We start from the raw sequence: 22,288 nt of genomic DNA, 5'->3' as shown, positions 1-22,288 counted from the left end.
GGGGTTATACAATGTCTCTATTAGGAACACCTTTTAGAACGTTTTGTGGTCCAACAGTTCCTTTCATTCTAGGACTTTTTGACACTTTCCCAATCGGTACAATCCTTTTAATCGGCGAAAACTCAAGTTTCTGGAGAGGTTCCTTTGGCGGATTGCAGGACGGTGTCGCATTATTGACTAATGCTCAACTGTTCTCCAATATTGGGACACCTATTGACGGGATCCGTCCTGTGGTAAGGATTCCAATCCGGCAAATTACTTTCGTAAGCCAATAAAACTTTTAAGCGGCCAAAAAGGCCGCCTCTTTTTACATCTCGCACAATATCCACTTGCACATATGGAGCTCATACTATAATTCGTCAGTTCTCCCTTAATCTCGCTCTGAGAGACAAAGATTTACGTCCCATTTCTTATATCAAACTTTGCAACCATTTCCGCTGGTACAGTTATAGTTTTCGATTCTTTAGGTAAACTGAAGAAACTACTGAATCAATTTGGATGATGCTTTGCATATTCCCGAAGCCATAGCGCATGAAATTCTTCGTCGAGAAGAAATTCCATAAGTTTATTTCTGATCTCAATGTAATTCTTATCCTTACTTTCTTTGATAAAAGTTCGATATTTTTTAATAGCTTTATTTTCAAGCATTACACCTAGCGTACAAGTGTCATGTTGACCAATCTGTTCAACACCTTCCCCAATAAAATCACCGGCCAACTTGAATACTGAACCGATAAAGGAAGGGACTACTTCTCCGGCACGCTCAATTAGATCTGCGTAATAATCAGCGTGGCCTTGTTCAATATTAACCAACTTTTGAAAGACTTTACCGTAATATTCATTGGCAGCCGAATCTGCTTGTGCTTTATAGAAGGCAACTTGAAAAGTCTCAAGTTTATAGAATTCTTTTAGTCTGGAAATTAACTTATCATCCATGCTTGATTGCTCTTTTCCTTTTTTCAATATTTTAATTATTATGTGCCTATGCGTATGGGCAATATACCTTGAATAAAAAATAGGGACTGTACGGAAACTTAATTTCTACACTGTAGCAGCAACCACTTTTCTATATTATGGACAATACAAAGTAATCCCCAGACTCTTTAGGCTAATAATTCGTGCCTATTTCATGTTTTCATCGGAGGATTCAAATTCATCTATTTTCCATACTCCTTTTTCCTTTTTTACTGCAAGCGTATAACAATTGCTAAAAGGAGTTCCCGCACTAATTCGCATCTTCTTATTGTTCTTTTTATTTAAGGATTTAAAGTATTTATCTTCAGCACTGATAATACAGGTTCTTACATTATAAATTACTTCAGCCTGTTCTTTGTCTTCACTTAAAGTAATTTTAAGGAACTCACAATCTTCAAACTTTGATTTAATCTTGTTTTCGTTAAACAGTTTTTCCGTATTTTGTTCATCATTGTTCTTGATGAGCTCTATAAGGTGATCCACTGTATAAAGATGATACTCTGCCCTACCATCTAATTGCTCATAATTTCGATCATTTAAAGTTTTTGCAAAATCCCTGCACAACCTCTTTATTTCATGTTCGTTTTCTATATCATCTGTTAATGTTGCTGCTCCGCCGTCAATTTGATCACTGCTATTATTCATATTCTCATTCATAGAAGTAATTGATTCTTTGATTACTCCAAAAAGTTTATTTATAAGATTTTGATCATTCATTTTGTCACCTTCTTTCGGCTCGTTAGCCAAAGTCAATATATCTTATGAAAAATTAGATACTTTGAAACTTGGGCAATATCTGCTTTAGGTTTATTACTCCAATATTCTTATTTTCGGTGATGCAAAAAGCCAGATGCGTTGTTTAAACGATCTGGCTTTATTGTTATGGATTAAATCTATACCCTGTTCCCCATATGGTTTCAATATATTCCGGGTTCGCCGGATCTTTTTCGATCTTCTTCCTTATTTTTTGGATATGAACCGGCACAGTTGCAAGATCTCCGTAATAATCTTCACCCCAAAGAGTATCCACCAAATGCTCTTTCGTAAAAACAATATTTGGGTTGGCAGCAAAGAAAAGCAGAATTTCGTATTCTTTGGTGGTGAGTTGAACTTCCTTTCCATTCACATAAACTTTATGCGAGGCAGTATTAATTTCCAGACCTCGGTGATTAATCACTTCAACGGCCGTGTTTTTACCGGTCAAACGTTCGTATCTTTTTAAATGAGATTTAATCCGGGCCATAAGTTCAGCCGGACTAAACGGCTTTGTCAGATAATCATCCGCCCCGTAATCCAATCCCCTTATTTTATCAATATCTTCATTACGGGCAGAGAGAACGATGAGTGGAATCTCAAACTTTTTCCTGACCTCTTTGATAATTTCAAACCCGTCTTTTTGGGGCAGCATCAAATCAACAATCAGAATATCGTAGACCCCGGAGAGAGCCTTTTTCAGCCCGCCGGCCCCATCCTGAACAATATCCACTTTGTAGCCATTGAGTTGTAGGTAATCCCGCTCCAGTTCAGCAATATTCAAATCATCTTCAATAATCAAGATGTTTTTCATATTTAACCTCATTCCTGTTAAATATCCATAAAATCCGAAAAAAGCCCGAATGTGTTACTTCACAATAGGGATGCAAATCCTAAAACAAGTGCCTGTCTCCCCTGAACTGGAAACAGATATTTTCCCTCCCTGAGCTTCTACCAGTTCCTTCGTTATCGCTAAACCCAGTCCAGTGCTCATGAAATCCTTGGAGCGTTCAGTATCAATCCGGTAAAAGCGCTTAAAAATATAAGGCAGTTTATCTTCCGGAATTCCCGGGCCATTGTCTTGAATATCAATACAAGCAAAATCATCGTGTTTAAATAATTCAACAGCCACTTTCAAATTATTTTCCGGACCGTATTTAACCGCATTGCCCATAATATTTCTGATCGCTTGATAGATCCTCTTGCCATCGATATTTACCGAGTAATCCTGCTCCATTTTGTCAATATAGGAAAATTCGTATTTCTTCTCTTCCATTTCAAACTTAATCTCTGTCATTAAATCCTCCATAAAGGGACGTACTTGAAGAATTTCATATTTAAAATCCATCTTGTCCATATCCAGTTTGGAAAACAAAAATAAGTCATCGATTAGTTTATTCATGTAGGTGGAATTATTGTAAATCGTCTGTAAATATCGCTGTATTTTATCCGGTTGGGTTATCCCTCCCTCCAAAATTATTTCAATATAACCTTGAATAGATGTGATCGGTGTTTTTAAGTCATGGGATATATTCGCAATCAGAGTCTTGCGGTTTTCTTCATACTCGGAATTAATTCTTTTACTCTCTTGCAGTTTATCCGCCATCTCATTAAAAGAATAGGTCAATTGTTCAAACGCATTGCCGGCCGACGAATTAATGGTGATATTGTAATTTCCTTTAGCTATCTCCGCAAAACCTTCTTTTAGTTGCTCAATGGGTTTAAAAATACCCTTTTCCAAACGTCTAAAAATCATGATTTGAACTATTTCTTTTATAAGAAACAGCAGGGCAAAAATAATGCCAAAAATTTGGAATCCGCCCCAGTGAAACAACAAGTACAAGACAATGAAATAAAAAACGATTCCTATCGGGCTAAAAAATCTCATCGTTCTGTGCAAGCGCCGGAATTCCTCATGATGATAGTGATAAGCATGATGGAAATTATGAAGTTCCTCATGATGCCTGTGTTTTAAGTCTTGAAGTTCTTTACGGTGCTTATACCGCAACTTGTAAATTTCATTGCGCATCCCATAGGGAAACCGTTTTTTATGTGAAAGCCGGTTATTATCCTTATGCTGTTTTACATGTTTCTTAATTTCTTGAAAAAAATTCATATCTTCAATCCTGCACCAAATTTTTATTTTATGACTTTAGCAGAAACACAAATTGTTTATTCTGAAGCCATAATATCAAATCCATTTTGATTCTTCAAATGAGTAAAAAATCTTGAAGTCTTGATTATAGTGTAAGAAAACGGGCGCAATTCTTCTGAAAATTTACGCCCGTTTTTCCGACATATCTACGGCATATCTACTTGTAAGCTCTTCACTTTGTTCTTACCAGCTAAATTGCAATTCTCCTTCCAAGTTCAGCGAATGCATTACATCTTGTTCATCCTTCTGGTTCCCCTCGACTGTTAGGTCTATTTTTGCTATCTCTTTATTCTTGTTGATTTGAATTGTAATAGCAGCATTGGTTTTTTCCATCGAGATAAATTCTTTTATAGGGAAATGACGTTTGTGGTGTTCCTCGGCCATATTTTGGTCCATCTTGCCGTGAATAGCTTTAAGTTCCTCCGGAAACTCGTTTAGATTAAGAGTTATTAAGGTATAATCCGGTTGCTCATCAATCTGCATGTCGTTGAGTATCTTTAAGGCAAAAGTTAAAGCACTTAATTGACCTTTAAAATTATGATGATGCATCCCGCCGTGGTACCGATGGAAATGCTCTCCAAATTGACGATGCATTCCTTCGGAATGTCCATCGGAATTGAACTCAACACTGCTCTCGTGTTTAACCTTTTTTCCTTCCGCATCAAGATCAACGTTAATCTTAGCCTTAACCTCTCCATTCACTAGATTCTTTTGGAATTGATTGTTTACGTTCAAGAATTGAACTTGATCCTTTTTCCCGGCAGCTGTGAATGTCCCAATGATGTTTTCTTTCTCTTTCATGGTGCTAACCACATCGTAAATCAATTTGATCTTATTCATTACAACGACCTCCTTGGTTGATTTTCAAGGTCATTATATTGAAGAAATTTAAGCTGCCCATAAATTATTTATAAAAATTTTATAAAATAGTTTTAATTAAAAATAAACCTTCTCAAATTTTCAAAATGTATCATATAAATAAAAAGAACCCCATTAAGGAGTTCTTCAATTCATTAGTCCCATTTAGTTAATTTTGAGGTAAATCTACAGTTACAACAAGTTTGTCAACGCAATCGTCCGATCAACTTCGTCGTTATAGCGAATGCGACGTTCTTCGCGCAATCTTTCCTCTTCTTTGCGTTTACGTTCTCCTTCCCTATTTCAATGCTACTTTCTGTAGAATGCTCTTCATCGCCGCTATGTCGCTGTTCAGAGAAGCGTCATCCGTATGAATTGATACCCCGAAAGCTAAATTATTTCCGCTTATTGGTACTACAATATATATCTCAGTCCATGTTCTTTGTTCAGGAGAAGCTGCCGGTGTATCCCTATCCAAGATGTACATTTTGCCACTGCCCAGGCCAGATGTTATGTCCTCTATCCGGATTATGGAACTGTGGTTTGGAAGGCTACCATTGTCACCGTAGTAGCCAATCATTTCAATGGAACCCACAACTTTTCCATTTTTCAGGAATTGACCTTCTTTATCTCCATTAAGAAATATGTCCCAGCCGGTTGGTAAGGTGCCGTTTATCTTTAATCCAATTTGGTTTGTAATCTGGTTAGTGCTTATTTTGAACCAATAAAAGATTTGGTGGTTTCCATTGCAGCCCCAGTTTACTTCTAGTTGAAATAAAAACTCGCCGTCTTCGTTGGGCGCTATTATAGAGATATTATCAACCGGATAGTTTATAAGCTCTTTATTTTTTCCTACTAACTGTACCTTGTAAGATGGTTTATCTAGACCAGGTACATCTTCGGCCTTGAAGTCGATGCGTGACCCCGGCTTTACAACGTCAGCCGGTAATGCCAAGGCATCATCCATTTCCACACCAAAATTCGAGTTGCCAATCAGGACATTAGGTTTTGAAGTGTAATTTGCAGTACTTCTTACCCAATTAATTTTTATGGAGCCGCTGGAGATGTCCAACTTTGGATATTTCGAGATGTAGTCTGGCTGATCCGGTCTTATATCATCCATTAGCATTGGAGGAAATATTTTTGTTACTGTCAATAGAAATTGCTTTTTGCCACTTGAATCGACCAAGTAATAACTTGGTGGGCTTTGCTTATCGTCTTTGACAATCTTATTAAAGCTGCTATAGGTAATACCTTTCATCGGGCCAGCAAATTTGTCCAGAGAATTGTCTGTGCTCATAGTAATTGTTTTGCCGTTATAGTCTAAAACCTTGATAATTGGATCACCCTCGATAGTGAAGGTGGTTATTTTCTGTTTGGATGCAGTGCCTTTATCAACAGCTATCATGAAATTCTCTAGATTCTCTAAATTTGTCACTTGGCCGTGAACATCTACCACATCGCCGTTAGCAATGGCTTGTTGTGAGGTGTATGATTTTAAAACTGGTCTATTGGAGCAGCCAGTAAGGGCCAAAAACATAATGATTAAAACGTGCAGAACTACCTTATTTAAAAATAGATTTTGTTTCATATAGCCCAACTCCATCTGGAAATAAACTTGCTCAAGTTAACCTCAGGTTTTTCCGCAATTATCGTTGAGCCAGTTTATTTATCCCTAATAAAAGTTTCTATTTGCAGGGTATATTGTTCAAGTAAGACCCCACTAGTTAATTATTAGAAATTAAGACCCCAAGAGTATACCAACAGAAAGAGGGTGCTCCTGCCCCCCTTAACCAACCCCATTTTTAATATATTCTATAATTACTACCAAATTACCTTTCCAAAGTGTGTAATCCTGTTTTCAAAGTAGGGTAAGTATCCGGGCATCTAAACGCAATCCCAGGCCGCAAAAGCCTGGCAACAAATATCACTCGATTACTTTTATCCATTAATTAAACCCCGGTTTAACGGGTATCTCTAGCTTCCACGGTCCATTTACAAGTATATCAATGTTTTCCACAGTTACTTTTATACTTTTTTCTCCGGTCGGATACGGTATCTGTAACCATTTAATACCTCCGGTTGACTCGTCAAATTCACTCATTGCCGCGTCTACCGGTTTTCCGTTGACACTTAATTGGTTTATCATGCCGTTAATAATGGCTCCATCAACGAAATCGGGAGCAACATATATCCGTAACCAATCTTTATTATTTTGGCTTACGACTTCTGCTTTTGTCAGCTTTAGGTTCCAAGTACCCAAGATAAAAGATTGATTTAAACTCAATGGCGAATTCTTTTTAGGTACTGGGATTGACGTACTTGCGTGAACATCCTGCAACAGATTAAGCGATGAAATAGTGACTTTTAGTTTATCACCTATATTCGGACTTGTTGAATAATACATTAAACCATTTCCGACATATCCGGCTGCTTGGTGATTTAACGGATAGGCTTTACCATCCGTATCAACAAGTGCTGCATCTTTTATGCTTTGAAGTACACCGCCCCTTAAACTTTGGACAAGGAGTGTAACCTTTGTCTCATCTGGAAAACTTAGGCTTTGAGCGGACACTGTAACATTATTTACTGTAACAGATGGGCCAAAATTATCAGCAGTATCTAAGCCTGTTGTAGTCGTAAGGGGAATATCTATAGTCCAGTTTGATAGGCTGGGGATTACTAAAGCTGCCTGCTTGACATTAGCGGGCAACGCTTTATACCAGGCCCAATAGTTTTGGAAATTCCCTGCTGTACTCATCATCCCACTTTGGTACGGATAACGTGTACCGGATAAATCAACTAAATATGAACTTTTTATATCTGGAATCTCTCCTTCAACATAGGCCATTAAAGAAGTACCCTTACTATCTGCCAACACACCATTAATATCTATTTTCACTCCATCTTTTTCTGCCCGAACGGGATTAGGTGCGACAAGGTTGACATTTTGAGAAGTGTGGATACCGAAACCCGGAATATACAAGAGCAACCGATTCACGGCAGCGGCAACATTGTTAGGGCCTATACCCAAAATAAGCAGCAATATTGCCGCCACTGCAGCTGCGGTAACATGCCACAACTTAAGTCGATTACGTTTTGGTTTATTCATCTCTGCTTGAACCATTTGTATCGTGCGATGTTTTATTCTCTCGATCGATTCAGGGTCAGGACTTGGTGAGCAAGCTTTGTTAAACTCCGTAATGTCATCTGGAACAGCTAATCGTTCTAATGCTTCTTCGATATCCATAAAATTGTCAATCATTGTACCTCACCCCCTGCTGATTCTTTTTACTCAAGAAATTTTTCAGAAGCTTTCTTGCTCGCCAAAGTTTATTGTCTATAGACTGGCGACTTAATCCATAAATGTACGCTAAGTCACTGATGCTCTCATCAAGAAAATACCTTCTATATATAAGTTCACGATCCTGTGCAGTTAGTGTTCTGAGAGCAGCTTGTTATTCTTGACGTTCTTCTATCGTGGCAAAAGTTGTTTCCAAAATCTTTGATGAAATCGTGTCTTCATTTAAAGGAAGTTGGTTGATTTTCGTTGTCAGGCTTCTTCGCCGATCAAGAGCAACGTATTTGCAGAGCATCAAAACCCATGTCCTTAGACTTGCTCTTTTAGGGTCATATTTCTGTACAGACTTCCAAGCGTAATAGAATACATCGCTGGTACATTCCTCAATGTCCTCTAAGGAACCCGTTCCTCCAATGATAGCTGAACATAAAGAATAAACAGAGTTAATATGGGCATTCATCAAAGCTTTTAAAGCCGACTGGTCATGTCTCAATAGTCCAGCTAGGATCTCATCCTCATCCATGCGCTCACCTCTTCTCCAACAATTACTACGTTTAAAATTCTATAAATCTCCCATGAAGAAATATTTTACTCTGTTTTTTCAGAGGCAGTTAAACAAACTGCCTTTTTTAGACTGTTCTGTCCCATTTTCAGAAAACCTTCTATGCGGTAATGAAAACGGGCTGTAGAAGTTTAAAGAAATAGTACAATCCCACATTCCTCTAATTGTTGAGGAATGTGGGATTGTACTATTTGGTATGCGCGCTATTTGACGCTTACAAATCAGAGGCTTTTCGCTATACCCGGGACTAAAAGTTGAAAGATCATCTTAGCCAATAGAGTAAAACAACTATATCTCTTAAGTCATTCAATTATACCTCTGATTTTGGTTTCGGCAAAATTCTCCATAGCCATCATAAGGAAACCGCAGAAAACCGTATTATCCGCCTGAAGTGAAGCATCAACTTTCTTTTTTATTTGATTGATTTGTTCTCGATAAGCTCCACACTCGGTCGATAATAAACGGGATAAACTGTTAATAACGTCCATTTCGCCAGCTTATATTTATTGAACAGCTCCAACATTAGGTCTCGGCAGAAATTTTAATTTTTTTTCTCAAGCCAAGTCAAAAAAGGGATGTGTGATATTAACAGCTAAATTTGCTAGCCAAAAATAATCCATCCGATTACTATTAGTTCTCCAATGATTCCCCGCAAGGATGGACTTGTGAAGCTAATCCCGTTGTTTTCTAACCTGATAGGGAAAATCATGATACAGATAATGTTTGCGACATAGGCTTCTATAATTTGATCATGATCTTTGGGGGAGTCGTTATCATTAATAGCTAACTCTTTACCTTTTACCTTATCTGAATCCTCAAAAGCGATCTTTTTCTCTGTATCCGTTTCGTAGCTTAATACCTGTTTCCATGATTCTGAGACTTCGCTCGCCACACGTTCCCAGCTGAAACGTTCTTCAGCTAACCGCCTGCCTGTTTGCCCCATTCTATGTCTAAGTTGCGGATCGGTTGCGAGAATGTTAAGATTTTCTGCAAATTCATGGGGATCTTCAGGCCGATTGACAAGTAAACCATTTTGATCAATTACTACTTCCGGATTACCGCCCCGTGCGGTCGTTAGAAATGGTAAGCCGGCAGCCATTGCTTCGTAATGGACACGGGCAAGCGGTTCTTGCCACTGAGATGGGCACACAAAGATATCACCGGCCCAAAACCATTGATGAATAACATCAGAGGATACATACCCTGTGGTTATCACAGGAAAGCTAGCTTTTTCTGCTAGCGCTCGAACATAGGCCACATAATCCGTAACAGAGTCGACACTATACCATGTTCCGCCTACGATTACCAAGGCGATATTTGAATCTATTATTGAAAGTTCATTGATTGCTTGAATTAATACGTCCGCACCCTTTTTGGGGGTTAAGCGCCCAACAAATAAAATAACTGTTTTATCTTCAAGATGATAACTGCTGCGCAGTTCCTGTCGAATCTGAGCAGCCCGGTTTGATGTTTCCCAGGGAATAAATTTCTTTAGGTCAACTCCTGAATAAATCGTGCGAACCTTGGAAGCAGCTTGAGGATAGAGATTGGATATAGTTTTTCCGACATAATCACTAACTGTAATAATCCGTTCAACTTCTCTAATTGCAGTAAGCGCATCCTGCTGGCTAATTTTGTTAATATCAAACATATCATTATGCATGCTTAAAATTATTCGCGTGTAAGGTGCTGCTTCACGAATTAAGGTAATGAACCGAGGGCGATTAAAAACGTGTATCAGATCAAAGGATTCGTTTTGGAGAAAATCGAGCACTCTAGCGGCATAAATTTCAAAGAACTGTTCGCTTTCAATTCTTACATACCGAATATTATTTTTATATTCCTCATTTGGCAGCGTTGGGTCTGTCGTTCCTAAGATGGTTAAAGAATGCTGCTGACTTAATAACCCTGAGATGCCATCGATATAGGTTTGAATAGCACCACCACGCACAGCCGGCACCGGCAATTTTTCCGTACAGATCATCAACACTTTCAATTGATCTTTGTTCATAGAAGATATTTCTTTTACATTCTTTTGTTGCTGAATCCCGGGTTCAGTCTTTTGGGTCACCTTCGGGAGTGTACTGCTTTCCTTTGATCCTTTAACTTGCATTATCTCGGGTTTCTCTGGCTCCACTCCGGCATCTGATCCATAATTCCCCGTTTGAAATTTCTCCTTGTCTAATGCTAATTCAGCTAGTGCCATCCCCTTTGTCTGTTCTAATAAATTGAGATGTGATATAATTCCTTCTAAATTCATCGTTAGAAAACCTGTAGGATCGAACAGCATCTCACTTAAGTGTTTATAGAACTCATTGGGGAATGCCAAATCATTTAATAATATCTCGTAAGTTTCTTTATCAATCGGATTCGCATCATGGTAGGCGCTGATCATTCCCTGAATCCAAGGAACATCCCACCTTCCTAAATCATCCATAGAACTTGATATGAGTTTCCTAAGATCGCGAATTGGTAGGTCATAGGCGACTCCATCTAAATCGATCACCCAAAGACCGCCAGTACCAAGTTGTCCGTTAGACCATCCGTAGTCTTGGTGTACAAGCCCCCAGTACTCTTCCCCCAGCGAGAGCATTTGAGTATAGAATGGCTGCTCGAGTAGGGACAAAGCATCTAGAGCCTGACGTTCGAATATATTGATAACTGAGAGCAGTGCTTGACTACTTGGAATATCACTATTTGCTTTGGCTACATTGCGAAACCAGCCTATTTTTGTAATTATTTTTTGATAATAAGCAGGCCATCGAAATAATCTTGAGGCTTTTTGAGAACCAGCAGGCGGAGTATACCCGCGGGTATGTCTATGAAACTCCCCAAGGCCATAACATAAAGCCTGAGCACCGGAAAGATCCTTACTCGCAGGAGTAAGAAATTCAATCCAATCTGTGACAATCCATAACTTGCCTCCTTTTTCTACATAGAGCGCGCCTTCTTTGGTCTTTATTAATTCTGGAACCCTTCCACCGTTTTTTACAACATAGTCTTGTGCCCCTACGCTAAAAAGGCTTCTTATTGGCTTGCGGTGCAACAACTTCAAACTGCGAGGTCCTTTGTTGGTTTCTATTTTCCAGATGGCCCCGCCTTTATCCGGCTTAGACGTAATTAACGTTTTAGTATAGATTTCCATGTCGTAATATTCCATAACCAGCTGTGCCAATTTATCTACTTCAGGAGGAACCCACATATCAAGGTTTACCCCAGTGCGTTGCTCTTCTAGATCCCACGGTTGAATCAGATAGTCTTCCATAATTTACTCCCTCCTTCAGTTATACAATGTAATATATTCCAAAATGTTGAAAATGCGAACAGGCCTACTCCATCCCTTACCAGAATACGCAGCAATGAACATTAATCTTGTACCATTTGCGTAAAATGATCATATAGTATAAAAGCAATCGCCTTCACTTTAGAAGAGTTCTTTAGGAGAAGATGAAGCTGATAAAATATAAAAGGGAAAGGAGTAAGATCATGCACAAAGATGAATTTCTAAAGCAAATTATCAATGCCTTAACCAACAATGTAGACGTTGCAGAAGTAAAGGTAACGTATACAAATGGCGAAGTAATGAAAATCGCTTTCACCGAAATTGAAGATGGTGATGATAAAGAAGATGAAGAGGATGATGAAGCGGAAGTTGAATAAGCAGATAACCTAGAAGAACCTAAAAAGTATTTTACGTGTGAATATGAAATCTGGAGCATCGGCAAACGTTACCGGCATTAAGATGAAATCGGCACTCCCTTCTGTATCACTTACGATTTTTATTCTGTAATAGTGTAACAATCCGGGAACGTGATTCAATGCAGCAAGCTCATATTCCCATTGATAAGGTTCGATATAGTAGCGGAACGTCTGCAATTCTAAGGCTGAATAGAAAAATAAACTGTACCCCGTAGATTACAGAAAAAGAAGCTGTGTACTCTAATCTACAAGGTACAGTTTTATTTAAAAGGACGACAATAAAAGTAGTAATTACTGGAGATAAGGTATGGGGAAACATCTAACGATCTATTTTTGATAATGCAGTACACGTTGGAGCAGAAAAGCAGAACCATTGATAACTTTATTTAATTATTTCTCACGATATCCTTTATTTTCTGAATGACGTCGTTAGAAACAGCCCCTTCGCCACCTAATACCCGCAATTTCTTGATAGATCCCGCATGCTTACGCAGAATTGTTTCAGTAAAAGGCGCTAATTCCTTTCCGATAAGTAAAACGGGCGAGGAATCTTGCGCTGCTAAGGCTGCTCCTGTAAGAGCATCGGGAAAATCGTCACCAGTCGCAATATACGTCGTAGTAAAATCGAGTTCATCCGAAAAGATAGATGTAAAACTGAGGTTACGCTCGTATTTATCAGACCCGCCAATTGCCGAGAAATTGGGATAATGGCTGAAAACATCCCAACTTATTTCATTAAGTCCACCCAACACATACGTTTGGGTATGACGATCAATATCTAAGTATCCCGTTAGCCTTAAGTAATTATCCTCATAGTCCTTGGGTACCAGCACAATTGGAATTCCCTTTTTGGCTGCATAGCTTGAAGCAAAGACGGCATCGGAAAAATCATAACCAGTGACAAGAAAAATTTTGGAAAGCGGCGTCATTTGATCTTTCATTTGATTTGCCACATATGAAGAGGTTTGAAAACGGTTTTCTCCATACAAACGGCGCACGTTGATATTCTTGGCTTCCAACTGTTTATTCACATTCATAGAAACAACTCCGAAACCACCAATGATGTAAGCCGTTTTAACCCCTAATCGATCGATCTCGTTTTCTGTTTCACTGCTTAATGAATCTTTAGCTGTCAAAAGAACGGGCGCATTAAGGTGCGTAGCAAGCGGCGCAGCACATAAAGCATCAGGATAATTCTCCCCTGTGGCTAAAATAACATATTGAGAGGTACTCCACCCTGTTTGGGCTATTTTGGCACTAGTTTCATAACGGTTAACGCCCGATAGCCTCTCTACTTCAGGAGCGCCATTTGGGGAATTTCCCATAACATTGTTTGGAAGAGCTAACATCAGTGCTATTAGAAGACTTAAGATCAATACACCTATTTTCTTCATTTTCTCTTCTCTCCATTCCTTTATGTTGCTTAGCCGATTCCTTCGCAATATTTATTGCGGTAAATATCTATTTTTTAAAAAATGGCCTTTCTCCTGTATATAGGAAAAAGGCCATAAACATTCTTCATTCATTCTCTGCAACCTGGCAATCATAGCATGTTATAGCTTTAGACCCATAGCTTTGCGCCCCCGCCTTTCGACGAGTTTGCCAATTATTAATATTTAAGATTATTCTACCATAATTTATTGGAATATTTTGTCGGAATATGTTTGTTATGTAAGTTCTGTTGTTGGTTGCATGATATTGCCATGCATTATTGCAAAACCTTAAGTTTGCACGATTGCTTACAACTCAGGGCTTTTATCTTTTATTATCAAGCATATTTTTAGTATGCCCACCAAAAAGGTTCCGACGGCAATTTTATGAGCTTTTGGTCTTTATAGCTAGAAAAGCACTATTGGGTACAAATATTTGTGTTTTACATACTATATAGTAATTTTTAATATAAGGAGCTGACTGTATGGGTATTCCACTGGACCCTACTACTATTCCAAAGTATATAAATTCCTTAGTAATACCCCCAGTGTATGAGCCAACCGTAATAACAAATAACGGACAAGATATCTTTCACGAATATACTGTAGATGTAAGTGAATTTAACCAGCAGATCCTTCCACCTGGGTTTCCTGAAACGACTGTATGGGGCTATGGTGGTATAGTTAAGGATCCGCAAACAGGTAACCCAGTCTATATTAGGAATGCACCTGGTGCGACGTTTGAAGCTATTCGCGGGATCCCAATCAGTGTTAAATGGTTGAATAATCTGACGGGACCACATTCGTTGCCAGTCGATCCAACGCTCCATTGGGCAAACCCAAATGGTATGGATATGCCTATGCCCCCATTTCCATCCTTTCCTCCAGGATTTCCATTAGCACAACAACCTGTTCCCATTGTACCTCATCTTCATGGAGGTGAAACCCCGTCTGACTCCGACGGGCATCCAAATGCCTGGTTTACTGAAAATGAGGGCATAACGGGTTCAACCTTCGTTAAATCCCGCTATCATTATTATAATACTCAAGAACCTACAACATTGTGGTATCATGACCACGCGTTAGGAATCACTCGGTTAAACGTGATTATGGGTTTAGCGGGCTTTTATTTACTGCGTGATCCGAATAATCCCCTTGATAAACCTAACTCAGTACTCCCACAAGGAAAGTATGAGATCCCAATCGTAATACAAGATCGTTCATTCAATCAGGATGGATCCTTTGCTTTCCCAATGGTCGGGATTAATCCGGATATTCATCCCTATTGGGTTCCGGAATTCTTCGGTGATACAATTATGGTTAACGGTAAAGTTTGGCCAAATTTAGATGTAGAACCAAGACAATACCGTTTCAGATTCCTTAATGGTTCCAATGCACGTTTTTACAATTTAAAATTTGATACCCAAATGCCTTTTGTTCAAATTGGCTCAGATGGAGGTTACTTGCCCCAACCCGTTGAACTAACATCGTTATTGATAGCTCCTGGTGAGAGAGCCGATATCCTTGTCGATTTCTCATCATTATCGCCAGGGTCAAAATTAGTGTTAACAAATGATGCTAATGCACCTTTCCCAACTGGTGATATACCTGACCCACAGACAATTGGTCAGATCCTCCAGTTTACGGTCATTAATCAATCGGCTGTAATTCCTCCCCAGCTTCCGACAGTATTAAACTCTATTCCAGCGTTAACTCCGGATGAACCAAAACGAACTCTTGTATTAGTAGAAGTTCAGGGCACAAATGGACCTTTAGAAGTCTTGCTTAATGGCCAAAAATGGCATGCTCCAGTGTCAGAACTTCCCATAGTAGGTTCAACAGAAGATTGGGAATTGGTTAACCTTACGATGGATGCTCATCCGATACACTTGCATTTGGTTCAATATCAGGTTGTAAGACGGCAAGAGTTTCGGGCTATGGATTATCTTAACGACTGGGTGACCCTTAACGGAAATCCACCCTTAAGTCAGGCTACGCAGGTACTCCCTGTTGACAACTATTTACTAGGTCAACCAATTGATCCACCTCCCAATGAACTGGGATGGAAGGACACTATTCAAGCTTATCCTGGCCAAATAACAACTATTCGAGTACGTTTCGCACCACAAGAAGTCAGTTCTGACCAATCTAAACCCAATGTTAACCTTTATCCCTTTAATCCAGCACAAGGTCCGGGTTATGTCTGGCACTGCCATATTCTTGACCATGAAGATAATGAAATGATGAGGCCATATAATGTAAGAGTAGAGGGCCCGACATTCACAAATACCGCAAAAGTTAGCAGCACTGATCAGAGCATATTGTGCGGCACAGTAGATTCTCAGGATTCACAAAATTCAATAATATTAGCAGCCTCAGAAGCCTTAACGATAACAAAAACAGGTTTACCTGCAGAACTGTGTGCTGGTGGAGTTTTAATCTATACTCTAACAATCAGGAATACAAGTGCTTCGACAAAAACTTTTAATTTAACTGACACAATAGTCGCTTCTCCAAGTGGTACTATTTTGCCTGGTGATGTAACTACTAATCCATCCGATTCAATTAAAACTCAAATTACAAACGGACTAGAAATAAAATGGTCAGATATAACCATTCCAGGAAAAAATACTCCAGGGAATCCTAACGCCGAAAATGGGTACTATGAGCTCACGTATACCATTTTCTTAACAACAACCTGTGGTATTGTGGGAACTATTTCAAATAATGCCCAAATTGACTTCAGTGGTTCGACAATACCATCTAATGAAGTAAGCACATTAGTTAAAGCTGTCGTAGATTTATCCATTTTGAAGACCAAGATAAGCCCTAAAGATCCTGTTTATGTTGGAGATACAATTGAATATAACATCACTGTAACCAACAATGGCCCTTGTGATGCTACCGGTGTATATGTTGATGATATATTACCCGCTACTGCTACGATTGTTCCTGATCCAAATTGGGTATTACAAGGTGGAACAACTTATCGATATACTATTGGAACCCTTGCTGCAGGTGCAACAATAAATATCTCATTAAAAGTTGTACCAACTGCTCCGACAAACCTATAATTTAGATTATTTTTAGAATCAATTTTCAGCTTTATCTAACGCAGTGACAGGTCCGAAAGTTTTTCATTTACACCTATTTGGTGATTTGCTTCCAAACCACCGTTGAAAAGGATAATGGCTAGTTGGGAATCAAGGGGCAAGATGAACTCGCTTCGCTCGCCCTTGATTCCCGCCAAATGCCTAAATATAACCCAGTTATGATCTTACCATTGGGTGAGTTATGAATGGTTTTTGCGAACTATTATTGACACTATCTTCTAAGAGGTCGCATAAACTATAGTATTCTACTTACATTTCTTAACCCTAATTTAATTGGAGGATTTAAGGATATGAATAATTTTAATACCTCATCGTCATATCTTTTTATCAATCAAGCGACCGTGAGTGGAAACGAATTTGACCCAAACTTAAACAATAATAGCTCAACAGTTGTAAATGAAGTGTATTTAAAGCCTTTTGAAGAGGTCTGCATCATTGTGCCAAAGGTATATTCGTCCTGTAAAATGCGTCAGTGTTTTACAGATATAGAGATATCACTCCCTGGGAACAATTATTCTTTTGTAGATATTCAATTTCAAAACGGGAAATTATTTAACCAAAGGATAACCCCTCTGTACAATCGCTTAGGTTATGCTAGGGTGGAATTTGATATGAAGATCAACTTTATCATAACACTTCAACATCCTGATAATGGACTTCACATAATTCAGGGTAATCTTCCAACATTTCATAGAAATATAATTCATTATTATCCTAAAATTAGAACGGAGTTCACTTTTACTCTTAGTTCGAACACCTTAAGTGAACTCCTTAGTCCTGTACAAATTCATGATAATACAATAACCATGTCGGTAGAAAGTTTTATTATCTCATATATTAGTCACCCGATACAATTACAGATTCCTAGCTTAAGTTACTGTCCAGAGCCAATTGATTGTGAAGAATATACGGAAATAAGTACACCATGAAGCGACAGCCTGTCCACTACTGAAGCATTCACGGATAATCTCAGTCCAATGGTTCAACCGGTATTTGCGAGTGACTTCCCTAGTATCCAATCCTAAATCTCCTTTAGCGTTTTTCGACTTGGTTGAAAAACGCTACAAACTCTAATTTAGAGGATTGTCCTACAGTTTTAAGGAAGTTTCCATACACTGACTTATTAGGCGCTTACCCACAATTAAACGAAAGACCTAATAAACCCTGTAAAAAAAGTTCAGTTTAGGAATTTACAAAATTCCTAAACTGAACTTTTAAGACAATATTTAGTATCCAGTTAATTTATCCCGAAGTTTAGTTGACTTCTGATTCTGTAATAGCTTGATTATTATAACGATCCATATTAATTTCGTTCAGAATCTTTCCGGAAACAAGCCCCGAGATCATAGAGTCGCTCACATTAAGTGCCGTTCTCGCCATATCAATGAGCGGTTCGATGGCGATAAGAAGTCCAACAAGCCCAACCGGTAAGCCCATTACTGAAAGTACGGTTAATGCCGCAAAAGTGGCACCCCCTCCGACACCTGCAATACCAAATGATCCAATGGCCGTAACAATAATCAGCTTAATGATAAACATTGGTTCCAGTGGATTAATTCCAACCGTAGGTGCAATCATGACTGCAAGCATTGCAGGATAGATCCCCGCACAACCATTTTGACCGATACTTGTACCGAGAGACGCTGATAGATTAGCGATTCCTTGTGAAACACCCAACTTTTCCGTCAAGGCTTCAACCGTTAGCGGCAAGGTTCCGGCACTCGTTCTTGATGTAAAGGCAAAGGTCAATACATGTGCCGCTTTTTTAATATAGGTTAACGGATTCATCCCGAAAGCTGTAAGAATGATCAGGTGAATTGCAAACATGATAAGAATTGCAAGATAGGAAGCGAAAACAAATTGCATGAGTCTCAAAATCTCCCTAAAATTACTGGTCGAAACAAAACGAATCATCAATGCCAAAACTCCGTAAGGAGTAAGTCTTAAAATCAACGTTACCATCCGCATCACCACATCGTGGAGAGCATTCAAAAACTTAGTAAATATTTCAGCAGATTCAGGTTTCTTCTTGCGAATACCTACTGTGGAAATCCCGACAACAGCAGCGAAAAAGACAACTGATAATGTCGCATTGCTTCCTTCCCCTGTCATTGATGCAAAAGGATTAGTAGGGATAATCTCAACCAATTGGTCTTGTATAGGTTTGGCCTGAAAATCCTTGAGCTTGGTCTCAATCGTTTGCCCTGCCTTGGCCTCAGTCTCACCTGCATTAATTCCTTGGGCATTCAATCCAAATATATTCGCGGTACCCGCTCCTATTCCCGCAGCAATTCCTGCTGTAAGGACTAAAATCGCAATAGTCATTCCAGCCTTCTTACCCAGGTTCCTAGAATCTTGATTAATTATAGCCCCAGTAATTGCTACAAAGACCAAGGGGATAACGGACATTTTGAGGAGTCGAACATAACCATTTCCTACAATACCAAACCAGGTATTGGCTTCCTTAACTATTGGAGAAGCAGCACCATAAACAGCCTGGAGCACAGCCCCATAAAGAATCCCTACGAGCAATGCCGAGATCACTCTTACCGTAAAAGAATATTGTTTTTTCTGCATGGCATAAAAAACAAAGATAAGAGCAAGCATGATTAAAATGTTAAGTATAACATGAAAACCCATTTCATTTATCCTCCCTCTCTAATTCATAGTAAATAACTATGTTTACTCTGAATTTAGTATAAACGGGTTCATTTGAAATTACAACTTAATTAATCGAAGAGAAGGAAATTCCTCAACTCCATATTATTCCACAGCTTTAAACGCGCCCCGGTATGCGTTTATAATAGTTTCTGCCTACTCTCTATCATATTCGCAAATATTTTGCACATGCTGGCGGGGGCGGATTAAAGGTGTTTTTATTTTTTGTTTATAAATAAGTTGATCTAATCGAAACGGATAATATCAAAAGACCAGACTTATTAATCTTTCTTTTTCTGCATTGATAAGTCATTTAAAATAGATTTGGCTAAGTTATTTAAGAGGCTTTATTTCAACCAGTGTAGATGTATCAGATTTAGTCAATTGAATTATATTTAGCACTTTGCCTTTTTCTGAGATATAGTTCGTTTCACCGCCAAGGGCTACCTCTGTAGGTTTTCCATCAGTAATAATATGAGCTGTTTGATTAGCATAAACAATAATTTGACCATTTGCTGTGATATGTTTTTTAGTATCTTTATTAAACGGAATGGACCCTTGCCAAACAGTTTCCAAACGAGGGTTTGTGGAAAGTGTTTTAAGATCTTGAGTAGTCATGATTTTGGTTAGTATATCATTTTTTACTTCTCCAATATACACCTTACCATTTCTTACACCAAGGATAGTATGATCCGAATTATTTGTGATAATTGCCCGGCTGTCATTATCAATTGCTAAAATTTGTTGTGCAGACCCGACTTTACTTTTTACATATACCGTATCGTAAAGATCGGAAACTGCCATCTCAGAAATATTTTCGATATTTGGGATCGCACTCACTTTTTTCATAATGGTTATTTTAAATAATTTCTGATTTAGAGCATTAGAGGTTGCGAAGTAAGTCATATTTGTCGCAGGTGAAACTGCTATTTTATCAATTTTGGCCCCTGTTGGTATATCTTGGCTCCCACCTGAGAACTCGTTTTTTATTTCTTTTGGAGCGGTTTCCTCATTACTATTTTGGAATTCGAGAGAATACCATTCAATTACCGGTTTATCAATATATTTTTTTGTAATTTGTGGTTCCTCAATAGTACTTGGCATATTGTCATTACGGGCTTCGGATGGATTAGGGGTTTCAGATTGAGTATACTTGTCCAATATTTTTTTAGTATATACCTTTGTTTCGCTTACCGTTTTAACATTTTTAGCATAGAAATAAACTAATACATTTCTATCCGGCAGCCATTGATAGTTTAAAACACCCAAAGTCTTATCCACTGTAGACGGGGATTTCTTTTCAAAGACAACCTTATCTTTTTTTACGTTGAATATCTTCAAAGTGCCTTTTTCCATATATGCAATGTAACTGTTGTCGTATGATATTTGAATGTTTTCTATGTTTATACTAGGAATTGTCGCTGTAACAATACTTTCTTTATTTTTTTCAGATTCTGTCCACCCCATCATATTTTGAACTTTATAATTTAATAAGGCGACCAAACCGACTTCAAAAAGCGAAGATACAATAATCCAAACAAGCAGAATACGAAGTTTCTTTTTCATATGCTACTCCTTATTCGGCATAACTACAAATGCAGTGGGTAAGTATCTTTCACCAAAAGAATCCCATAATTGGTTAATGACTTTCCCATCATAAAACATTTCTGCCGATGATCCGCCGTCCAAGTTGACGGCGTTTATCGCGCCATATTCATGAAAAATTTTATAAAGATCATCCATTTGCGCACCTATGCTGCTCATTTGTCGGCCATTAATTACAACAAAAATAATAGTCCCATCTGCTTTCTGTCCGATAGCACTTCGTGGAGCAATGGACCAATATCCATTATCATATTTACCTTTCTCCCCGTCCTTTATTAAAACCGGCCAAAAAGATAAAGCTTCAACAATATCCTTTTTCTTTACGTCATCAGGTGAAAGCGTTTCAACAGACAATTTTCCGTTCTTATCCAAGGCGATGGTTGGCATATCGCTATCTGAATATTTAACAATTTCTCCATTATGTACAGTTAAACCTAAAGGCGTCTCTCCACTCCCGGTTCCTTGCGGGTCGTCAAATCCCCCACCATTGATTCCAGCAATTGCGCCCATTTCATTAACATAGTCACTAATACGTTCTCCTTTAACTCCTGAATATTTAGTGACAGCGACCTTCACTCTTTTGGGATGGGTTATCAGCATAACCTTACCTTGAAAGGTTCTTCCTTTTATATCTTCAATGGTAATACCGGAAGAGGCATCCGACGATATTGCCTGACGCTCAAAATCATTAGAGGATACATTATCAAATTTGTGAATAATTGCATTAATTTGCTCTTCGCTAAGAAATGCTTTAATTACTTGGGGATGCCGAGAGGAATAAATTGCACCAACTGTAACGGATTTAACAGCATTAAACGGGCCCCATATAATAATCAGTGGAACAGTTATGATTGAAAATATCGCGTAGAATAGCAAGAACCACAAAAGCCTTTTAAACTTAAATTTTCGTTTTCTATATAATTTTTTCTTTCTTCTGTACTGGACATCTAATCCTGTAGCCATTTAACCCTCGTTATATTTAAGCTTTTCCTATATACTGTTTTATTAGTTTTATTTATATAGGATAATAAGTATGTTTTAGACAAACTAGGGTAAAATTCCTCTTTTTTCTATAAAGGATTTAAAAGCAAGGTTCTATCTCTATGTTTTTAGGCGAAAGAGGTAACTTTTTGGGTGCAGAATTTAATATATACAAAAAATAAGAGTCCAGTATTTGCT

The 22,288-nt window shown here is 38.4% G+C and carries 18 protein-coding genes, 3 pseudogenes and 1 riboswitch; of the genes and pseudogenes, 6 read left to right on the top strand and 15 right to left on the bottom strand.

Annotation, left to right across the window (positions count from 1 at the left end; translation table 11 throughout):
- The first annotated feature begins 11 nt into the window (after positions 1–11).
- A complete protein-coding gene (locus ACHOLT_RS04840) occupies positions 12–275 on the top strand; it encodes a hypothetical protein (protein ID WP_425806147.1) in 264 nt (87 codons plus the stop codon).
- 214 nt (positions 276–489) lie between these two features.
- On the opposite strand, the gene ACHOLT_RS04835 is transcribed toward ACHOLT_RS04840, so the two are convergent.
- The 11 genes and pseudogenes from ACHOLT_RS04835 to ACHOLT_RS04785 all read right to left on the bottom strand — a co-directional run bounded on the left by ACHOLT_RS04835 (position 490) and on the right by ACHOLT_RS04785 (position 11,869).
- Positions 490–963, bottom strand: a complete 474-nt coding sequence (locus ACHOLT_RS04835) for a demethoxyubiquinone hydroxylase family protein (RefSeq protein ID WP_425806145.1) — start codon at positions 961–963, stop codon at positions 490–492.
- Between the two features lie 159 nt (positions 964–1,122).
- Positions 1,123–1,692 (bottom strand): hypothetical protein, encoded by a 570-nt coding sequence (locus ACHOLT_RS04830; RefSeq protein WP_425806143.1) that lies wholly within the window; start codon positions 1,690–1,692, stop codon positions 1,123–1,125.
- Between the two features lie 163 nt (positions 1,693–1,855).
- Positions 1,856–2,542, bottom strand: coding sequence for a response regulator transcription factor (locus ACHOLT_RS04825; protein WP_425806141.1), 687 nt, complete (start codon positions 2,540–2,542; stop codon positions 1,856–1,858).
- A gap of 54 nt (positions 2,543–2,596) precedes the next feature.
- Positions 2,597–3,844, bottom strand: coding sequence for a sensor histidine kinase (locus ACHOLT_RS04820; protein WP_425806140.1), 1,248 nt, complete (start codon positions 3,842–3,844; stop codon positions 2,597–2,599).
- A 222-nt stretch (positions 3,845–4,066) separates the two neighbouring features.
- Positions 4,067–4,723, bottom strand: a complete 657-nt coding sequence (locus tag ACHOLT_RS04815; protein ID WP_425806138.1) for a hypothetical protein — start codon at positions 4,721–4,723, stop codon at positions 4,067–4,069.
- 316 nt (positions 4,724–5,039) lie between these two features.
- Positions 5,040–6,332, bottom strand: a complete 1,293-nt coding sequence (locus tag ACHOLT_RS04810; RefSeq protein ID WP_425806137.1) for a DUF4362 domain-containing protein — start codon at positions 6,330–6,332, stop codon at positions 5,040–5,042.
- 357 nt (positions 6,333–6,689) lie between these two features.
- The gene (locus ACHOLT_RS04805) at positions 6,690–8,006 is read right to left on the bottom strand and encodes a hypothetical protein (RefSeq protein WP_425806136.1); all 1,317 of its coding nucleotides are present in this window, start codon (positions 8,004–8,006) and stop codon (positions 6,690–6,692) included.
- A pseudogene (locus ACHOLT_RS04800) lies at positions 7,999–8,187 on the bottom strand (sigma factor-like helix-turn-helix DNA-binding protein); the annotation flags it as partial. The pseudogene ACHOLT_RS04800 and the gene ACHOLT_RS04805, both read right to left, overlap by 8 nt.
- A 12-nt stretch (positions 8,188–8,199) precedes the next feature.
- Positions 8,200–8,565: a sigma factor gene (locus ACHOLT_RS04795; protein ID WP_425806135.1), complete on the bottom strand. Its 366-nt coding sequence runs from the start codon at positions 8,563–8,565 to the stop codon at positions 8,200–8,202.
- 341 nt (positions 8,566–8,906) lie between these two features.
- Positions 8,907–9,092, bottom strand: coding sequence for a hypothetical protein (locus tag ACHOLT_RS04790; RefSeq protein ID WP_425806134.1), 186 nt, complete (start codon positions 9,090–9,092; stop codon positions 8,907–8,909).
- Between the two features lie 113 nt (positions 9,093–9,205).
- Positions 9,206–11,869, bottom strand: a complete 2,664-nt coding sequence (locus tag ACHOLT_RS04785; protein WP_425806133.1) for a CotS family spore coat protein — start codon at positions 11,867–11,869, stop codon at positions 9,206–9,208.
- Positions 11,870–12,090: 221 nt separating this feature from the next.
- On the opposite strand from ACHOLT_RS04785, the gene ACHOLT_RS04780 reads away from it, so the two are divergent.
- Positions 12,091–12,264 carry a hypothetical protein gene (locus ACHOLT_RS04780; protein ID WP_425806131.1) on the top strand — a complete coding sequence of 58 codons (174 nt, stop codon included), beginning with the start codon at positions 12,091–12,093 and terminating at the stop codon, positions 12,262–12,264.
- A gap of 15 nt (positions 12,265–12,279) precedes the next feature.
- A pseudogene (locus tag ACHOLT_RS04775) lies at positions 12,280–12,518 on the top strand (His/Gly/Thr/Pro-type tRNA ligase C-terminal domain-containing protein); the annotation flags it as partial.
- Between the two features lie 171 nt (positions 12,519–12,689).
- On the opposite strand, the gene ACHOLT_RS04770 reads toward ACHOLT_RS04775, so the two are convergent.
- Positions 12,690–13,697 (bottom strand): cell wall-binding repeat-containing protein, encoded by a 1,008-nt coding sequence (locus ACHOLT_RS04770; protein ID WP_425806130.1) that lies wholly within the window; start codon positions 13,695–13,697, stop codon positions 12,690–12,692.
- A 133-nt stretch (positions 13,698–13,830) separates the two neighbouring features.
- Positions 13,831–13,917: riboswitch (cyclic di-GMP riboswitch) on the bottom strand.
- Between the two features lie 301 nt (positions 13,918–14,218).
- On the opposite strand from ACHOLT_RS04770, the pseudogene ACHOLT_RS04765 reads away from it, so the two are divergent.
- The 3 genes and pseudogenes from ACHOLT_RS04765 to ACHOLT_RS04755 all read left to right on the top strand — a co-directional run.
- A pseudogene (locus tag ACHOLT_RS04765) lies at positions 14,219–15,994 on the top strand (multicopper oxidase family protein); the annotation flags it as partial.
- A complete protein-coding gene (locus tag ACHOLT_RS04760) occupies positions 15,974–16,807 on the top strand; it encodes a hypothetical protein (protein WP_425807890.1) in 834 nt (277 codons plus the stop codon). The pseudogene ACHOLT_RS04765 and the gene ACHOLT_RS04760, both read left to right, overlap by 21 nt.
- 329 nt (positions 16,808–17,136) lie before the next feature.
- Positions 17,137–17,775, top strand: a complete 639-nt coding sequence (locus tag ACHOLT_RS04755; protein WP_425806128.1) for a hypothetical protein — start codon at positions 17,137–17,139, stop codon at positions 17,773–17,775.
- A gap of 325 nt (positions 17,776–18,100) precedes the next feature.
- Here the strand turns inward: ACHOLT_RS04755 and ACHOLT_RS04750 are convergent, their stop codons facing one another.
- The 3 genes from ACHOLT_RS04750 to ACHOLT_RS04740 all read right to left on the bottom strand — a co-directional run bounded on the left by ACHOLT_RS04750 (position 18,101) and on the right by ACHOLT_RS04740 (position 22,072).
- Positions 18,101–19,486: an L-cystine transporter gene (locus tag ACHOLT_RS04750; protein ID WP_425806126.1), complete on the bottom strand. Its 1,386-nt coding sequence runs from the start codon at positions 19,484–19,486 to the stop codon at positions 18,101–18,103.
- A gap of 351 nt (positions 19,487–19,837) precedes the next feature.
- Positions 19,838–21,070 carry a hypothetical protein gene (locus ACHOLT_RS04745; protein ID WP_425806124.1) on the bottom strand — a complete coding sequence of 411 codons (1,233 nt, stop codon included), beginning with the start codon at positions 21,068–21,070 and terminating at the stop codon, positions 19,838–19,840.
- A 3-nt stretch (positions 21,071–21,073) separates the two neighbouring features.
- Entirely contained in the window at positions 21,074–22,072 is a 999-nt protein-coding gene (locus tag ACHOLT_RS04740; RefSeq protein WP_425806123.1) for a phosphodiester glycosidase family protein, read from the bottom strand.
- Positions 22,073–22,288: the final 216 nt, after the last annotated feature.

Source organism: Desulfitobacterium nosdiversum (genome assembly GCF_049860565.1).
GTDB classification, from domain to species: domain Bacteria; phylum Bacillota; class Desulfitobacteriia; order Desulfitobacteriales; family Desulfitobacteriaceae; genus Desulfitobacterium_A; species Desulfitobacterium_A nosdiversum.
Note: the sequence above shows the minus strand (reverse complement) of the source record. Positions and strands in the feature narration are given on the sequence as shown.

Excerpts from the sequence above, each read along its gene's own strand:
- ACHOLT_RS04840 (WP_425806147.1), top strand. The coding sequence starts at position 12 with ATGTCTCTATTAGGAACACCTTTTAGAACGTTTTGTGGTCCAACAGTT.
- ACHOLT_RS04830 (WP_425806143.1), bottom strand. The coding sequence starts at position 1,692 with ATGAATGATCAAAATCTTATAAATAAACTTTTTGGAGTAATCAAAGAA.
- ACHOLT_RS04825 (WP_425806141.1), bottom strand. The coding sequence starts at position 2,542 with ATGAAAAACATCTTGATTATTGAAGATGATTTGAATATTGCTGAACTG.
- ACHOLT_RS04820 (WP_425806140.1), bottom strand. The coding sequence starts at position 3,844 with ATGAATTTTTTTCAAGAAATTAAGAAACATGTAAAACAGCATAAGGAT.
- ACHOLT_RS04815 (WP_425806138.1), bottom strand. The coding sequence starts at position 4,723 with ATGAATAAGATCAAATTGATTTACGATGTGGTTAGCACCATGAAAGAG.
- ACHOLT_RS04810 (WP_425806137.1), bottom strand. The coding sequence starts at position 6,332 with ATGAAACAAAATCTATTTTTAAATAAGGTAGTTCTGCACGTTTTAATC.
- ACHOLT_RS04805 (WP_425806136.1), bottom strand. The coding sequence starts at position 8,006 with ATGATTGACAATTTTATGGATATCGAAGAAGCATTAGAACGATTAGCT.
- ACHOLT_RS04795 (WP_425806135.1), bottom strand. The coding sequence starts at position 8,565 with ATGGATGAGGATGAGATCCTAGCTGGACTATTGAGACATGACCAGTCG.
- ACHOLT_RS04790 (WP_425806134.1), bottom strand. The coding sequence starts at position 9,092 with ATGGACGTTATTAACAGTTTATCCCGTTTATTATCGACCGAGTGTGGA.
- ACHOLT_RS04785 (WP_425806133.1), bottom strand. The coding sequence starts at position 11,869 with ATGGAAGACTATCTGATTCAACCGTGGGATCTAGAAGAGCAACGCACT.
- ACHOLT_RS04780 (WP_425806131.1), top strand. The coding sequence starts at position 12,091 with ATGCACAAAGATGAATTTCTAAAGCAAATTATCAATGCCTTAACCAAC.
- ACHOLT_RS04770 (WP_425806130.1), bottom strand. The coding sequence starts at position 13,697 with ATGAAGAAAATAGGTGTATTGATCTTAAGTCTTCTAATAGCACTGATG.
- ACHOLT_RS04760 (WP_425807890.1), top strand. The coding sequence starts at position 15,974 with ATGATGAGGCCATATAATGTAAGAGTAGAGGGCCCGACATTCACAAAT.
- ACHOLT_RS04755 (WP_425806128.1), top strand. The coding sequence starts at position 17,137 with ATGAATAATTTTAATACCTCATCGTCATATCTTTTTATCAATCAAGCG.
- ACHOLT_RS04750 (WP_425806126.1), bottom strand. The coding sequence starts at position 19,486 with ATGGGTTTTCATGTTATACTTAACATTTTAATCATGCTTGCTCTTATC.
- ACHOLT_RS04745 (WP_425806124.1), bottom strand. The coding sequence starts at position 21,070 with ATGAAAAAGAAACTTCGTATTCTGCTTGTTTGGATTATTGTATCTTCG.
- ACHOLT_RS04740 (WP_425806123.1), bottom strand. The coding sequence starts at position 22,072 with ATGGCTACAGGATTAGATGTCCAGTACAGAAGAAAGAAAAAATTATAT.